Below are 14,837 nucleotides of genomic sequence, written 5' to 3' on the forward strand. Positions count from 1 at the left end.
AAATCCGCAGCCCAGACCCGCCGACCGGGCGCGCGCGGGCCGGACGCCCCAGGAGCGGCCCCGCGACAACCAGCCACCGTTACACCGGCCCTCTTCCCAGAAGGGTCGACGGGTGCCACGCTTCGTGATCGAATGCATCACGCCAAATTGCCATGTCGACATAGCGTCGGATGGTGAACTTGTCACAACGGCAATGGTCAACCCGATAGATTTCGATCTTGGCGAGCAGTGCCGCACCACCCACACCACACCACCGAGGGGGCTTGAGCGCCTTGAGCAGGGTGAGCAGGAGCGACGCGGGTCCTGACAGCGGCCAGGCGGCGGCCGGTATCGCGGCTCGGTCCGCGAGAAGCACCGGCACCTCCGCGACCGCCGCCACCACCCGCAACTCCGGCACCCCGGGCGCCGCCTCGCACTCCTCGTACCCCACAGTGCCCTCCACCGGCACCGCCGCCACCGGCACCCCGGCCGCGGCCGCAGAGCACGGCGGAGCGGCACACGGCGGGCAGGCGTACGGCGGTCCCGCGTACGGCGGGCAGGCATACGGCGGAGCGGCACACGGCGGAGCAGTGCACGGCGGCCAGCAGTCGCACTCCGGACAGTCCGTCAGCCGAGGCGCCGTCAGCCCGGCGCAGGCCTACGGCGCCGACTTCCCGGCCTACCCCGGCTACCCGGGGACGGGCGCGACGAACGGCGCGATCGGGGCGAACGGCACTCCTGGCCTGAACGGCGCCCCCACCGGCTCCCTGGGCGGCCCGCTCGCCGGCCTCCCCCTGGGCTCCCCCGGCCACGGCCCGCTGGGCCACGGCGGTGGCCCGGGCGCGAACGGCTCGTCGACCCCGATGACGGTCTCCGCCCCGCGCAAGCTCTCCGGCCGCCGCCGCCGGGAGACCGTCGCGGTGCTGATCTTCGGCGGCGCCCCGATCTTCGAGAGCTCGATCCCGCTGTCCGTCTTCGGCGTCGACCGCCAGGACGCCGGGGTGCCGCGCTACCGGCTGCTGGTCTGCGCCGGCGAGGACGGCCCGCTCGCCACCACCGGCGGCCTCACCCTCTCCGCTCCGTACGGTCTGGAGGCCCTCGCCCGGGCCGGCACGATCGTCGTACCGGCCTGGCGCTCGATCTCGCAGCCCCCGCCGGTCGAGGCGATCACCGCCCTGCGCAAGGCCCACCACGAGGGCGCGCGGATCATCGGGCTCTGCACCGGCGCCTTCGTCCTGGCCGCCGCCGGCCTGCTCGACGGCCGTCCGGCGACCACCCACTGGATGTACGCACCGACGCTGGCCAAGCGCTACCCCCGGGTGCACGTGGACCCGCGCGAGCTCTTCGTCGACGACGGCGACGTGCTCACCTCCGCCGGCACCGCCGCCGGCATCGACCTGTGCCTGCACGTGGTGCGCAGCGACCACGGCGCCGAGGCGGCCAACGCGCTGGCCCGCCGCCTGGTGGTCCCGAGCCGTCGCAGCGGCGGCGGACAGGCCCAGTACATCGATCAGTCTTTACCGGAGGAGATCGGCAACGACCCGCTGGCCGAGGTGGTCACCTGGGCGTTGGAGAACCTCAACCAGCAGTTCGACGTCGAGGTGCTGGCGGCCCGCGCGTACATGAGCCGACGCACCTTCGACCGGCGGTTCCGCACGCTCACCGGCAGCGCGCCGCTGCAGTGGCTGATCACCCAGCGGGTGCTCCAGGCGCAGCGGCTGCTGGAGACCTCGGAGCTGTCGGTGGACGACGTCGCCCGCCGGTGCGGGTTCCGTTCGCCGGTGGCGCTGCGCGGGCACTTCCGCCGCCAGCTCGGGGTCTCGCCGGCCGCGTACCGGACCAGCTACCGGGCGCGCCGGCCCGGGCCGCAGTCGGCGGTGCCGACCGGTCCGCACGGCGGCGACCTGCGGCTGCCCGGCGCGCTGCCGCACGCGGCGGCCGCGGCCGGGTCGGCGGCGGGCGCGGCGCTGTTCGGCGGGGCACACGGCACGCAGCACGGCACGCAGCACGGCACGCAGCACGGCGCGCAGCCCGCGTACCCGTTCCCGGCCGGGAACGGCGCACCGGCGCAGGCCGGACCGCACGGCCAGCCGCTGCCGCACGGCGCGTCACCGGCCTCGGCGGGGCAGCCGGGCCCGCACGGCCAGCCCGGCCCGTTCGCCCCGGGGCAGGCCGGGACGCCGGCCGACCGGGCCTTCCACGCCCGTGCCGGGCAGCCGTACCCGCACCAGCAGGCCGCGCAGCAGCCGCACCCCGGGCAGCAGGGTGCGGGGCGCGGTCCGGTGCGGTCGCCGCTGGTGCCGCCGCAGGCCGGGTCGGGGGCGGGGCGTCCGCCGCGCACCGCGGAGCACGCGGCGGCGGAGGACGGCCACCCCCAGCCGGGGGCGCGCGGCCAGGGGCAGGGACACCGCAGTGCGGTCGAACGGCCCGCGGACGAACCGGGTGCCGCGGCGGGCTCCGCCCGCGGTCACGGCTCGGCGAGCGGCCGGGTGCCGGCCCCCGCCCCCACCGGGCAGCCGACGACCGGGGCGGGCGAGCTCCGGGGCCGGCAGGCACGGGTGCCGCAGGCCCGTCCGCAGGGCGGCCGGACGGCGGCGACCGACGGTGCCCGGGCGGCGCGCGAGGCCCGTCCGGCCCGGGACGGTCACGCGGTCCGGACCGGGCGGGAGGGCGAGCGGCCGGACGGCCACGGCCCGCACGGCGGCGCGGAGGAGCACCAGGCCGAGGGCTGTGCCCCGGAGCCCCGCTCGGCTCCGCCGGTCCCCGCGGCGCGTGATCGCGCCGTAGGGTGAGTTGTGTGAATGACCGTTTGGTATGGATCGACTGTGAAATGACCGGCCTCGACCTCGACCAGGACGCCCTGGTCGAGGTCGCGGCACTGGTGACGGACTCCGAGCTCAACATCCTCGGTGAGGGTGTGGACGTCATCATCCGCCCGCCGGCGGAGGCGCTGGCGGGCATGCCCGAGGTGGTGCGCGCGATGCACACCTCCTCCGGCCTGCTGGAGGAACTGGAGCAGGGCGTGACGCTGGCCGAGGCCGAGGCGCGGGTGCTCGCGTACATCCGCGAGCACGTGCCGGAGGCCGGCCGGACGCCGCTGTGCGGGAACTCGGTGGCCACCGACCGCGGCTTCCTCGCCCGGGACATGCCGGCCCTGGAGAAGCACCTGCACTACCGGATCGTGGACGTCTCCTCGATCAAGGAGCTGGCCCGCCGCTGGTACCCGAAGGCGTACTACAACAGCCCGCAGAAGGGCGGCAACCACCGGGCGCTCGCCGACATCCGCGAGAGCATCGACGAACTGCGGTACTACCGCGAGGCGGTGTTCGTCCCGCAGCCCGGACCGGACACCGACACCGCGCGCGCCATCGCCGAGAAGTACCAGGCCCCGGAGGGCTGACCGGAGGAGCCCGGGGGAGGTGCCCGCGTTCGCCTGGACGAAAGCCTGGCGCGAGCACCCTCCCGGATCCTGTAGAGTTCTTCCTGTCGGAACGGGAACGCGGAAGCGGGAACGAGCCGGACAGATGGTGGGTGTAGCTCAGTTGGTAGAGCACCTGGTTGTGGTCCAGGTGGCCGCGGGTTCAAGTCCCGTCACTCACCCCAGAGCCTGAGGGCCGATCTCTTCGAGAGATCGGCCCTCAGGCGTTTTCGCGTTTCCTCAACTGCCCACCACGGTTCGGGTTTTCCCGGCACAGGCCTGCCGCCAGAAGCTACCGGCTAGTAACATTCCTGCCATGACCACACCTTCGATCGGCCAGCTGCTCGACTCCACCGTGCCGATGGCGCACACCCTCAAGCTGGAGTACCTGGAGACCGCCCCGGACCGCGCCGTACTGCGACTGCCCGACCAGCCCGCGTACCACAACCACGTCGGCGGACCGCACGCCGGCGCGATGTTCACCCTCGCCGAGTCCGCCAGCGGCTGCATCGTGCTCGCCGCCTTCGGCGACCAGCTCTCCCGGGCCGTGCCGCTCGCGGTGAACGCCGAGATCGCCTACAAGAAGCTCGCCATGGGCGAGGTCACCGCCACCGCCGTCCTCGGTCGCCCCGCCGCCGAGGTCGTCGCCGAGCTGGACGCCGGCGGCCGCCCCGAGTTCCCGGTCACCGTCGAGATCACCCGCGCCGACGGCGCCGTCACCGGTGTGATGACCGTCACCTGGACGCTGCGCCCCAACTCCTGACCGCGCCACGGCCGGTGGCCCCGGGCAACCCGGCCCCGGGGCCACCCGTGCGATGACTGTCCGTGACGGCGGGCGTGACCTCACGACCCGTCCGCTCGTTCTCAACTCACATGCGAGCCAATCACGCGACCAAGCCCCAGGAACCCGCCCCCCGCGGCGTCGGCGCACGGCGCGCGATCGGCCGGTGGCTGCCCCGCGTCCTCGCCGCCGGCGGCGCCCTCCTCGCCCAACTCGGGGGCTTCGGCGCGCAGGGCGCCTCCGCCGACCCGCTGCCGGACCAGACCCGCCCCGCCGTCCGCCGCACCCTGGCCGGCGGGCCGCCCGGCCGGCTCGTCCAGGCCGGGCGGCCCGCGCACGACGGGCCGTCGACCGAGCGGTCCGACGCCCCCGGGCGCCCGGCGGCCGAGGAGACCGACCGCCCCTCCCCCGGGCTCGCCGGGGAACTGACCGGCACCGTCCCCGACGCCGGGATCGACGGCGCCACCGGCACGGTCGGCAGCGTCTTCCAGGACCGGATCCGGGCCGGCGGCCTCCCCCTGCCCGGCCAACGGGCCGCCGTCCCCGACGCCTTCGCGATCGCCTCCGGCCTGCTCGACACCGTTCCCGCCCAGGGCCGCCCCGCCGAGACCCGCGCCTCCCGGGAGGGCGGGCCCGCCGAACTGCCCGCCACCGCACGGTCCGGCGCCGCCGGAGGCCGCTCCGCCGCACCGGCCGCCACCACCCGCCCGTCCGGGGCGGCCGACGCGCCCCCGGTCCAGGAGGCCACCGCCCCGGACGGGCGGAGCGCGGCCGGACCCGCCACGAGCCGTGACCGGACGGGCGCCACCACCGCCCCGCCGGTCGGGCCCGGCGCACCCGCCCAGCCGCCCGAAACCCTCGTGCTCGCCGACACCGCCACGGTGACGGCCGTGGGCGACGGCTCCGCCACCGCGACCGCCGTCCTCGCGCCGATCGCCGCCGGGCTGCTGCTGACCGGCGCGGCCATGTGCAAGCACCGCGGCCTGCCGCGCGGGCACTGACCGGGCTCACGCTCCTGGCGACGGCTCCAGCGCCGGCCGCGGACGCGCACGCCCGGGGGCGAACCGGGCGGCGTGCTGCCGATCCGGGTCGCACTCCTCGCCGGACGGGACGGCTCCGCGTCCGGACCGGAGTCGGGATGCCGAGCCGCCGCAGGCCGGACGGCGACCGCCGCTGTCAGCCGCGACCCGGACCACCGTCAAAGGATTTCAGGCGGCGGTGGGCAACCCCGCCGGGCGGTCAGCCAGGAGGTCAGCCGGGCGCCCCGCCGAGCGGTGAGCCGGACGCGGCCCCGCCGGGCGGTCAACCGGGCAGTCAGCCGGGAGGTCAGCGGAAGACGCCCGGGGGCGGGGCCGGGGAGGGGGCGGCGGTGGCGTCCGTGGCGGGGACGGCCCCGGCGGCGAACGCGGTGAGGGCGGGGCCGTGTTCGACCCGGCCGAGGGCGGCATCGGAGGCGACGCGGCGGGTGAGGTCGGCGATCGGGAGGGGGGCGTGCGCGCCGGCGAGGACGAGGTTGCCGAAGCGCTTGCCGCGCAGGACGGCGGGGTCGGCGACCAGGCACAGTTCGGGGAAGACCGCACCGAGGGTGGCGATCTGGGAGCGGGCGAAGGGCAGCGCCGAGCCGTCGGCGATGTTGGCCGCGTACCAGCCGCCGGGGGCGAGGGCGCGGGCGGCGAGGGCGGTGAACTCGACGGTGGTGCAGTGGGCCGGGGTGCGGGCGCCGGAGAAGACGTCGGTGATGACCAGGTCGGCGCTGCCCTCGGGGGTGCGTTCGAGCACGCTGCGGGCGTCGGCGCCGCGCACCTTGATCTGCCAGCTGCGTTCCAACGGCAGCTCGGTGCGGACGAGTTCGGTGAGCGCGGTGTCGATCTCGGCGACCTGCTGGCGGGAGCGGGGCCGGGTGGCCGCGACGTAACGGGCCAGGGTGAGGGCGCCGCCGCCGAGGTGCAGCACGGTGAGCGGGCGGCCGGACGGGGCGACCAGGTCGATCAGGTGGCCGAGCCGGCGCTGGTACTCGAAACCGAGGTGGGTGGGGTCGGCGAGGTCGACCATGGACTGCGGGGCGCCGTCGATCAGCAGCGACCAGGCGGCGGGGCGGTCCCGGTCGGGGCGCAGTTCGGCGAGGCCGGAGCCGACCGGGCGGGTGAGCGGGCCCTGAGCATGGGTGCGGCCGCCGGGGCCGGTGACGTCCGGCCCGGTGTCGCGCTCGGTGCCGCGCTCGGTGCCGCGGCCCGTGCCCCGGGCTGCTCTGCTGCTTCGTCCCATGACCGCCATTATCGCCGCCGGGCGGGGCGGCCTCGCCGGTCAGGGAGGTCCGGGGGCGTGCCAGGTGGATCCGGCCGGAGGGGCGGGCCAGGCTCGCGGGCCCGGCGGGATCCGCACGGCACGCCCGCTAGAACGGGCCGAGGCCGCCTGCGGTGAGCGTGCAGGCGGCCTCGCAGAGGGCGGATCGGAGCACCCAGGCGTCGGTGGGACGGGCGGCGCAGGCGGCGCCGGAGGGGGGCATCACCCACCGTGGGTCGGTGGCGGTCGGCAGCAGGGCGCCGGCGGTACAGGAACTGCCGGGCAGGTGCCAGGTCTCGCTGGTGCCGGCGGGGACGAGGAAGGTGACGGTGCTGCCGTTGCGGCTCTGCAGGACGGCTCCGCAGGCCCTGCGGAGCCGCAGGATGTCCACCGCCTCCAGGCCGTGCCGCAGGGCGACCGTCACGGTGTCGCAGGCGGTGACGAGGGTGTCCTGGTCCGGTCCGGGGCCGAGGCGGTGGCCGGGGTGCCGGCCGCCGCGGGGCGCGCGTCCGCCTTCGACCGGGCCCCGGCCGGGGATCCGGTCGTCGGCCGGGTCGGGGAGCAGGGCGGGGGCGGCGCCGGCGAGCACGCCGCCGGCGGCCGGTCGGTACTGCGGCAGTCCGGTGGCCATCATGGGCCCTCCTGTACCTCGTCGGGTCGGAAGCGCCGCCGCCCGGGAGGTGGGGGCCGCGGGGACGGACGGCAGGCCGGGGCGACGGCCTGGGCTTCCACGTATCAGGACAACGCGGCGGACACCGCGCAGGCCACGGGGCGCCTTACAGCAAGGCATGGCATTTCATGGCGGATAACCCGCAACCGCGCCCGCTTTATACCGAATTGGGGGCACATCTCCCAGGAACCGGCTGTGGTCGACCGGTCACGCCCGGTACTGTCGGTGGCGGGTCGCGACGACCCCACCGGCCACACCGGGCCGTTCCCGCACCGTCGCGCACCACCGTGCCGACACCCGGACCGTACCCGCACTTCGCCCCCGCACCCGACACCCGCGCACCTCCGGCGCCGCCGGCCGCGCCCCCGCACCACCACCCTCCGCACGACCACGGAGCGCACCATGGCAGCCACCCCACCGGCCGAGCCGAACCGCCCGTCACCCAACGCCGTGATGCGCGCACTGCGCGGCGACCGCTCACCCGGCGAGTTCGCCATGGCCGTGCGCCGGGCGGCCCGGGAGATCGGGGAGCACGTCTCCTGCGACGCCCGCTACGTCGGACGGGTCGAATCCGGTGAGATCCGCTGCCCCAACTACGCCTACGAGCGGGTCTTCCGGCACATGTGGCCGGATCGCACGCTCACCGAACTCGGCTTCTCCCCCCGGACCGCCGTCCGCCGCCGCCCGGCGGACGGTGCCGGCGGGAGGGCCGAAGCCCCCCCGCTCCACCCACCGTTCCCGCCCCCGCCCGCCCCGCGCTCACCACTCTCCACTCAACTCCCGTACGCTGCCTCGCCGTACGCGGACCCAGCCGCTCCGACCAAGCCCCCGTGGCCGAAGGCCGTCGCGGTGCCCCGGGGGCCTGATGGATCGCCCTATCTCGACGAGGAGAACGACGACGTGCGTCGCCGTACGTTCCTGGCCGGCGGCCCGACCGCGCTGGCCACCGTGATCGGCATCGACCGGCCGACCGTGGCCGCCGCCGCGGCCACCGGCAGTGCCGCCACCGACCCCGCCGCACCGGTGCTGTTCGAGCCCGGCCCCGGCGCCTTCGTGCCCGGCCGCCCCGGGCCGGTACCGCCACCCCGCAAGGTCGGCGCCGCCGAGGTGCTCGGCGTCGAGGAGGCCGTCCGGGAGATCCGGCTGGCCGACGACGCGCACGGCGGCGACACCCTGTTCGAACGCGCCGGGCAGTCGCTGCGCACCGCCTACCTGCTGCTCAACGAGGGCGAGTACAGCGCGGAGACCGAACGCCGGCTCCAGGCCGGAGCCGGCGAACTCGCCATCTCGGTGGGCTGGTTGGCGCACGACTCGAACCGGCTGGCAGACGCCCGCTCGCTCTACGCCGAGGCGCTCGCCACCGCCCGCATGGCCGGCGACGCCGCACTGGAGGCGCACGTGTTCTGCAACAGCGCCTTCCTCGCCCGGGACGCCGGCCGCCCCCGCGAGGCGCTGCGCGCCGCCCAGGCCGGGCAGGTCGCCGCCCGCCAGCTGGACTCCGCCCGGCTGCTCGCACTGCTGGCCATGCGGGAGGCCGGCGGCTGGGCGCTGCTGCAGGACCGCGCCGCCTGCGAACGCGCGATCGCCCGGGCGTACACGCTGTTCGGCCGCGGCCGCTCCGAGGACGATCCGGAGTGGATGTCCTTCTTCGGCGAGGCGGAGATCGCCGGCCTGCAGTCGCAGTGCTGGTCCGCGCTCGGCGACTGGGACCGCGCCAGCGAGCAGGCCGGGCTGGCCATAGCACTGCAGAAGCCGCACTTCGTCCGCAACCGGGTGCTGTACACCGCCGAGCTGGCCCACGACCGACTCGGCCGGGGCGACTTGGCGGGTGCGGCGCACCACGGTTCGGCCGCCGTGGCGCTGTTCGGCGAGGTCCGCTCGGCCCGGATCCGGAGCATGCTGGCGGACACCGCCGAACGGCTGCGCCCGCACGCCGCCGTGACCGAGGTGCGCCACTTCCTGGCCGGGTACGACCAGGCGGCAGCCGCCTGAGGGACGGATCCTGACGATCCGTCAGTGGCCGGCGGCCAGGCCCTCCAGGTGGGAGAGGTCGTTCCAGACCTCCACGGCCGGCGCGCCGTACTCCCAGGAGAGCACGCAGAGCGCGGCGGTGCCGAGCTTGAAGCGCTGGGCGAACTCGGGCGGCAGGCCCAGCCAGCGCGCGGTCAGGATGCGCAGCAGGTGGCCGTGCGCGAACAGGACGACGTCCCGGTCCGCGCAGTGCATGACGGTGGTGTCCGGCTCGGGGACACCGTGCTCCTCGTTGAGGCCGGCGAGGAAGGCGTCCACCCGGGCGGCCACCTCGGAGAGCTTCTCGCCGCCGGGCACGCCGTCGCGCCAGATCAGCCAGCCGGGGTGGTCGGTGGCGCGGATGTCCGCGCCGGTGCGGCCCTCGTACTGGCCGTAGTCCCACTCCAGGAGCTCCGGGCGCTCCACCGCCCGGTCGCCGAAGCCGGCCAGGGCGCAGGTCTCCTCGGCGCGGCCGAGCGGACTGGTGTAGACGAGCGCGTCCGGCAGCCCGTTCCAGGGGGCCTTGGCGAGGCGGGCGCCGAGCGCCCGGGCCATCGCCCTGCCCTCCTCGGTCAGCGGGATGTCGGTGCGGCCGGTGTGGCGGCCGGTGGCCGACCATTCGGTCTCGCCGTGGCGGACCAGCACGATTCGGGCGGGCATGGCAGGCTCCTCGCAGCGGGGCGGTGGCAACGGTCGGTCTCACCCTTGAGCACCGGGTTCCATGATCCCTCACCCGGACGGCGGGCACGATCGCGGGCCGGGCCGAAACGGCCCGGAAGGCGACGGCGGGCCGAAACGGCCTGGAGGGGGCGGCGGACCGAAACGGCCTCGGGCCCGGGCCGGCCGGGTCCCGGGGTGTCCCCACCTGGCACGCACGCGCGGTTCAGGCCGGAACAGGCCGGTCCGCACCGCATTGTCGGACCCGGGTGCGACACTGGGCCGCACCATGAACGTCTCGACGAACGTCCCGTCCACCGGGCACGCTGAGCCGCTCGCCCAGCGGCTCGCCGAACTGCGCGGTCCCGCGCCGCAGCGCAGCCTGAACGCCCGTTCCCTCGCCGCGCTCGCCGCCAATCCGGGCTGCCACCGCCGCGCCGTGCTCGACGCGGCGGGGGTGGACAAGTCGACGCTGGCCGCCCGGCTCGGCCGCCCCGCGCCCTTCGGGCAGTCCCCGTTCGCGATCGCCCGCGGCGTGATCTTCGAGTCCCGGCTGAAGGCGGACGACTACGCCGCGCTGCTGGAGCCGCTGCGCGGCCACCTCGGCGTCCCGGCGGACGGCGGCACCCCCTTGCAGGTGCCGGATCTGCTGCACCGTTCCGGGCCCGCCGTCCGGGCCGACCGGACGGTCGAGGCGCTGGCCCGGGCCGCCGCCGACCCGGACGCCTGGACGCTGCTGGACCACCCGATGCTGCGCCTGGACGTGGCCGGCGGCACCGCCTACCTGGAGCCGGACGCGGTCGTGGTGCACGGCGGCCGGTGCACGGTGGTCGAGATCAAGTCCTTCCCGGTGCTGGACGGCGGCGCGGACCCGGCCAAGGTCGGCGCCGCCGCCCGCCAGGCCGCCGTGTACGTGCTGGCGCTCCAGCGGACCGCCGCCGCGCTGGCCGGCCACCCGCTCGACGCCGACCCGTACACCGAGCAGCGGCTGCCCGGCAGCCCCCGGTCGAGCGTGCTGCTGGTCTGCCCGAAGGACTTCGGCAACCGGCCGACGGCCGTCGCCGTCGACGTCCGCCGCGAGCTGGCCACCACCCGCCGTCAGCTGAGCCGGATGACCGGCATCGACCGGCTGCTGGCGGAGCTGCCGGCGGGCGCCGACTTCGACCTGGCGGCCGACGAGGAGGGCGTGCCGGCCCGCTCCGCCGAGGAGCTGACCGCCTCGGTCGAGGCGGTGCCCGCCGCGTACGGCCCGGACTGCCTCTCCACCTGCGAGCTCGGCTTCCACTGCCGCGCCCAGGCCCGCTGCGGCGACCGGGTCGAGCAGCTCGGCCGGGGCGTGCGCGGCGAACTGGGCAGCATCCGGACGGTGACGCGGGCCCTGGCCGCCGCCGAAGCCGGCACCGCCGCCGTGGACGAGAACGCCGACCTGGACGAGAACGCCGACACCGACGTGGACGAGGCGGCCGACCGGCTGGCCTACGCGGCCGCGCTGCGCGCCGAGGCACTGGGCAAGGCCCCGACGGCGGGCCACGCATGAGCGGGCGCAGCACGGCCGTACGCGAACGCGGCGGGCCCGAGGCGGGGGCGGGCGCATGAGCCTGCTGACCACCCTCGCCCGGCTGGAGGCCGTCCGCAGCGGGCGGGCCGAGCCGCTGGCCACCGTCCGGCACCGGCACCTGTCCGACCGCCCGATGGTGGTCGTGCCGCTGACGGCCGCCGGTGAGGCCGGCGCGCCGCTGGCGGTGCTGCTGGGCACCGACCGGGACGCACCCCGGCTGCACCTGGTACCGCAGCCGCTCAACCGCACCCTGCGGTTCGACTTCCTGGCCGAGCTGGCCGCCGACCTGCTGCCCTACCTGGAGTCCTTCGCCGAGGACGTGGAGCAGATCGAGGGCTCCGAGAAGGACCCGGAGACCGGCGAGAAGACCCAGGTGTTCCGCGAGCTGTGCGCCGACGCGCCGCAGCTGATCGTGCCGAACGGCGCGGGCGTGCGGCACCTGGCCCTGCTCGGCCGCTCCACCCGGTTCCGCCGCACGGTCGAGGACGACGAACCGGGGCCGTACCCCGCGCCGGTGCGGGTGCCGCTGCTCGGCCGCTGGCTGACCCACCTCACCGACCGCGCCCAGGTGCCCGGTACCAGCCTGCTGCTGCCGATGACCGGCCTGCTGGCCCGGCACTGGGCCACCGGCCAGAGCCACCTGGAGGACCAGCACCTGGCCGCCCACCTGGCCTGGCACGCCCCGCCGGACGGCCTGACCGGTGCCGAGGCGGCCGAGCGCGCCGAGTCCGCCCGGGACGACCGGGGGCAGCTGCTGCACCCGCCGGCCGGCCCGGCCACCGATCCGCGCTTCGACGAGTTCGTGCTCGCCCCGGCGATCGCCCGCTACGACACCGCCACGGCCGCCCTTCAGCACAGCACCGAGCAGCGCGACGAGGCCGCCGCCGAGCGTGCCCGGGCGGCCGTCCGGGCCGCGGTCGAGCAGTTGCGCGAGGTGCTGGCGACCGTGCTGCTGCCCACCTGGCGGGACGTCTGGCGCGGCCTGGACCTGTTGCGCGGGCTGCCGCCCGCCGGGCACCTGGCGGAACGCTGGACCGGCGACCGCTGGTCCTACACCGGCCACCGGGACCGGCTGGCGGCCGGCGAGCCGCCGCAGCCGCGGCAGGACGACGCCGTCACGGCCGCCCGCAAGCTCGCCCAGCGCGAGCGCGAGCAGACCCGGCTGGACGTCCAGGAGGCGCTGGACGATCCGCTGGCGATGGCCGAACACCGGCTGTCCGGCGAGGCGTTCAGCGGCGTGGTGACCGAGGTGGTGCCGGACTACGACACCACCGGCCGCTCCCCCAAGCCGCGCCCGCTGATCACCCTGCGCACCGCCGACCGCCCGCACGCGGACCTCGGACGGGAGGCGCACCGGGTGTGGGGGTCCCCCCAGCCGGAGGCCGGCGGCGGCCGGTCCCCGCAGAAGGCGGAGATCGCGGCGGTCGACCCGGCCGGGGGCACCATCACCCTGCGCCTGCTGTCCGGCATGGGGCGCAGGAAGGAGCCCGAGCCGGGCAGCCTGCCCGAGCCCGGCGATCCGGTCACCTTCACCCTGTTCGAGCTGACGGTCCGCCAGTCCGCGCCGCTGCCCGAGCCGGACGACACCCCGTGGACGCACGGCGGCCCGCCCGGCGCCGCGCCCGCACCCGCGCCCGCCCCGTCCGTCTCCGAGGAGTGGGAATGATGGCCGAGTTGAGCGCCGAGCAGGCCCCGGGCGCTGCCGCCGACGCCGCCGTGGCCCGGATCCTGGCCGCGACCGTCCACCCGGCGGCCGGCGCCCCGCGCGGCGTGGTGGTCGATTCCCCGCCCGGCGCCGGGAAGTCGACGCTGGTGGTGCGGGCGGCCCGGGAGCTGGTCGAGGCCGGCGAGCGGCTGATGATCGTCGCCCAGACCAACGGCCAGGTGGACGACCTGGTCGGCCGACTCGCCGAGAAGGCACCGGACCTGACGATCGGTCGGTTGCACGCCGCCGACGCCCGGCCCGGCCCGGAGGTGCTGAAGCACGCCAACGTCACGCCCTCCGACAAGGTCGCCGAGCTGGTCGAACACGACGTGGTGGTCTCCACCTCGGCGAAGTGGCAGTGGGTGCGGGCCGAGGCGCCGTGGCGGCACGCGATCGTCGACGAGGCGTACCAGATGCGTTCGGACGCCCTGCTCGCGGTGGCCCGGCTGTTCGAGCGGGCACTGTTCGTCGGCGACCCGGGCCAGCTGGACCCGTTCACCGTGGTCGGCACCGAGCAGTGGGCGGGCCTGTCGTACGACCCGTCGAGCAGCGCCGTGGTCACCATGCTGGCGCACAACCCGCAGATCGAGCCGCACCGGCTGCCGGTCTCCTGGCGGCTGCCGGCCAGCGCGGCGCCGCTGATCTCGCGGGCGTTCTACCCGTACACGCCGTTCCGCTCCGGCACCGGCCCGGACGACCGCCGGCTGAGCGCCGCCGTCCGGCCGGACGGCGGCGCGCTGGACGCCGCGATCGACCGGGCCGCCGAGCACGGCTGGGCGCTGCTGGAGCTGCCCGCCCGGCACACCGTGCGGACCGATCCGCAGGCGGTGGCGGCCGTCGCGGCCACCGTCCGGCGGTTGCTGGAGCGCGGGCTGACCGCCCGCTCCGAACAGGGCGAGGCACCTCTCACCGCCGACCGGATCGCGGTCGGCACCGCCCACCGGGACCAGGCCGCGGCCGTCCGCGCGGCCCTGCTCAGGGTGGGCGTCCCGGTGGACCAGGCGGCCGGCCCGGCCGTCACGGTGGACACCGCCAACCGGTTGCAGGGCCGCGAGTACGACGTCACGGTGGTGCTGCACCCGTTGTCCGGGCGGCCCGACGCGACGGCCTTCCACCTGGAGACCGGCCGGCTGTGCGTGCTCGCCTCCCGGCACCGGCACGCCTGCATCGTGGTCGCCCGGGCCGGGATCGGCGAACTGCTGGACGAGCACCCGTCCACCGAGCCGGTCCAGCTGGGCGTCCCGGTCGCTTTCCCGGACGGCTGGGAGGCCAACCACCAGGTGCTGCACCACCTGAGCGGCCACCGGGTGCGGCTGGGCTGACCGGCCGGGCGGGTCAGGTCTCGGTCTCGGTCTCGGTCTCGGTCTCGCAGGCGGCGTAGGCCCGGACGGTCCCGTGCTCGGCCCGCACCGCCCAGGTGCTCGGGTCGTCGGGGTTCGGCGCGTTGACCAGGACGGCGTCGCCGGAGGCGGCGGGCCGGAAGGCGTAGCCGCCCCCGGTGAGGTGGGAGCCCTGGGGGCAGGTCGCCATCGACCAGCCGCCCGGGCCGCTCCACGGCCCGGTCACCACGATGGTCGTCTCGGCGGCCCCGGCCGCAGGTGCCGCGGCCAGTCCGAGGGCCGGGGCGATCAGCAGGAGTCCGGCCGCGAGGCCCTTGCGTAGGGGCATGGGTTCTCCCTGGGGTGGTGGATCGCTGGAACACCCGGGACAACGACGGCCCCGACGCCCCGACGCCACCGCACGCGCCCGACCACCCGAAGGAGTAGCGCGACCCCG

At 76.5% G+C, this 14,837-nt stretch carries 12 protein-coding genes, 1 tRNA gene and 1 pseudogene; 9 read left to right on the forward strand and 5 right to left on the reverse strand.

The window, feature by feature from the left end; translation table 11 throughout:
* Positions 1–79: 79 nt before the first annotated feature.
* Positions 80–430 (reverse strand): hypothetical protein, encoded by a 351-nt coding sequence (locus AB0O82_RS14575; RefSeq protein ID WP_363583562.1) that lies wholly within the window; start codon positions 428–430, stop codon positions 80–82.
* 412 nt (positions 431–842) lie between these two features.
* Between AB0O82_RS14575 and AB0O82_RS14580 the strand changes: the two are divergent.
* The 5 genes and pseudogenes from AB0O82_RS14580 to AB0O82_RS14600 form a co-directional block, all read left to right on the forward strand.
* Positions 843–1,841 (forward strand): annotated as a pseudogene (locus AB0O82_RS14580) (helix-turn-helix domain-containing protein); the annotation flags it as partial.
* 935 nt (positions 1,842–2,776) lie between these two features.
* The gene (orn, locus tag AB0O82_RS14585) at positions 2,777–3,379 is read left to right on the forward strand and encodes an oligoribonuclease (protein WP_063349299.1); all 603 of its coding nucleotides are present in this window, start codon (positions 2,777–2,779) and stop codon (positions 3,377–3,379) included.
* A 127-nt stretch (positions 3,380–3,506) separates the two neighbouring features.
* Positions 3,507–3,582 (forward strand) — tRNA-His (locus AB0O82_RS14590).
* A 131-nt stretch (positions 3,583–3,713) separates the two neighbouring features.
* Positions 3,714–4,160 (forward strand): DUF4442 domain-containing protein, encoded by a 447-nt coding sequence (locus AB0O82_RS14595; RefSeq protein WP_363583564.1) that lies wholly within the window; start codon positions 3,714–3,716, stop codon positions 4,158–4,160.
* A gap of 110 nt (positions 4,161–4,270) precedes the next feature.
* Positions 4,271–5,179 carry a hypothetical protein gene (locus tag AB0O82_RS14600; RefSeq protein ID WP_363583566.1) on the forward strand — a complete coding sequence of 303 codons (909 nt, stop codon included), beginning with the start codon at positions 4,271–4,273 and terminating at the stop codon, positions 5,177–5,179.
* 325 nt (positions 5,180–5,504) lie between these two features.
* Here AB0O82_RS14600 and AB0O82_RS14605 read toward each other — a convergent pair whose 3' ends face one another.
* Together AB0O82_RS14605 and AB0O82_RS14610 are read right to left on the reverse strand one after the other, a co-directional pair.
* On the reverse strand, positions 5,505–6,452 hold the full coding sequence (locus AB0O82_RS14605) for a fused MFS/spermidine synthase (protein WP_363583568.1): 948 nt from the start codon (positions 6,450–6,452) through the stop codon (positions 5,505–5,507).
* A 118-nt stretch (positions 6,453–6,570) separates the two neighbouring features.
* Positions 6,571–7,095: a hypothetical protein gene (locus AB0O82_RS14610; RefSeq protein ID WP_363583570.1), complete on the reverse strand. Its 525-nt coding sequence runs from the start codon at positions 7,093–7,095 to the stop codon at positions 6,571–6,573.
* A 438-nt stretch (positions 7,096–7,533) separates the two neighbouring features.
* Here AB0O82_RS14610 and AB0O82_RS14615 point away from each other — a divergent pair, with 438 nt between their 5' ends.
* Positions 7,534–9,123, forward strand: a complete 1,590-nt coding sequence (locus tag AB0O82_RS14615; protein ID WP_363583572.1) for a tetratricopeptide repeat protein — start codon at positions 7,534–7,536, stop codon at positions 9,121–9,123.
* 21 nt (positions 9,124–9,144) lie between these two features.
* Here AB0O82_RS14615 and AB0O82_RS14620 read toward each other — a convergent pair whose 3' ends face one another.
* Entirely contained in the window at positions 9,145–9,801 is a 657-nt protein-coding gene (locus AB0O82_RS14620) for a histidine phosphatase family protein (RefSeq protein WP_363583574.1), read from the reverse strand.
* Between the two features lie 286 nt (positions 9,802–10,087).
* Between AB0O82_RS14620 and AB0O82_RS14625 the strand changes: the two genes are divergently transcribed.
* Genes AB0O82_RS14625 through AB0O82_RS14635 form a run of 3 tightly spaced genes read left to right on the forward strand, consistent with a single transcriptional unit; the run spans position 10,088 to position 14,383 of the window.
* Positions 10,088–11,335: a hypothetical protein gene (locus AB0O82_RS14625; RefSeq protein ID WP_363583576.1), complete on the forward strand. Its 1,248-nt coding sequence runs from the start codon at positions 10,088–10,090 to the stop codon at positions 11,333–11,335.
* A 55-nt stretch (positions 11,336–11,390) separates the two neighbouring features.
* Positions 11,391–13,022 (forward strand): hypothetical protein, encoded by a 1,632-nt coding sequence (locus AB0O82_RS14630; RefSeq protein ID WP_363583578.1) that lies wholly within the window; start codon positions 11,391–11,393, stop codon positions 13,020–13,022.
* Positions 13,019–14,383, forward strand: coding sequence for an AAA family ATPase (locus AB0O82_RS14635; RefSeq protein WP_363583580.1), 1,365 nt, complete (start codon positions 13,019–13,021; stop codon positions 14,381–14,383). Before AB0O82_RS14630 ends, AB0O82_RS14635 begins: the two co-directional genes overlap by 4 nt.
* 13 nt (positions 14,384–14,396) lie before the next feature.
* Here the strand turns inward: AB0O82_RS14635 and AB0O82_RS14640 are convergent, their stop codons facing one another.
* Complete coding sequence (locus tag AB0O82_RS14640; protein WP_363583582.1) at positions 14,397–14,729, reverse strand: hypothetical protein; 333 nt, start codon at positions 14,727–14,729, stop codon at positions 14,397–14,399.
* Positions 14,730–14,837 lie beyond the last annotated feature (108 nt).

Origin of the sequence: Kitasatospora sp. NPDC088264, assembly GCF_040685715.1 — a bacterium.
GTDB lineage: Bacteria > Actinomycetota > Actinomycetes > Streptomycetales > Streptomycetaceae > Kitasatospora.

Bases quoted from the DNA above. Each gene is read 5' to 3' on its own strand.
- AB0O82_RS14600 (WP_363583566.1), top strand. From the start codon at position 4,271: ATGCGAGCCAATCACGCGACCAAGCCCCAGGAACCCGCCCCCCGCGGC.
- AB0O82_RS14610 (WP_363583570.1), bottom strand. From the start codon at position 7,095: ATGATGGCCACCGGACTGCCGCAGTACCGACCGGCCGCCGGCGGCGTG.
- AB0O82_RS14595 (WP_363583564.1), top strand. From the start codon at position 3,714: ATGACCACACCTTCGATCGGCCAGCTGCTCGACTCCACCGTGCCGATG.
- AB0O82_RS14630 (WP_363583578.1), top strand. From the start codon at position 11,391: ATGAGCCTGCTGACCACCCTCGCCCGGCTGGAGGCCGTCCGCAGCGGG.
- AB0O82_RS14605 (WP_363583568.1), bottom strand. From the start codon at position 6,452: ATGGCGGTCATGGGACGAAGCAGCAGAGCAGCCCGGGGCACGGGCCGC.
- AB0O82_RS14640 (WP_363583582.1), bottom strand. From the start codon at position 14,729: ATGCCCCTACGCAAGGGCCTCGCGGCCGGACTCCTGCTGATCGCCCCG.
- AB0O82_RS14615 (WP_363583572.1), top strand. From the start codon at position 7,534: ATGGCAGCCACCCCACCGGCCGAGCCGAACCGCCCGTCACCCAACGCC.
- AB0O82_RS14635 (WP_363583580.1), top strand. From the start codon at position 13,019: ATGATGGCCGAGTTGAGCGCCGAGCAGGCCCCGGGCGCTGCCGCCGAC.
- AB0O82_RS14625 (WP_363583576.1), top strand. From the start codon at position 10,088: ATGAACGTCTCGACGAACGTCCCGTCCACCGGGCACGCTGAGCCGCTC.
- AB0O82_RS14620 (WP_363583574.1), bottom strand. From the start codon at position 9,801: ATGCCCGCCCGAATCGTGCTGGTCCGCCACGGCGAGACCGAATGGTCG.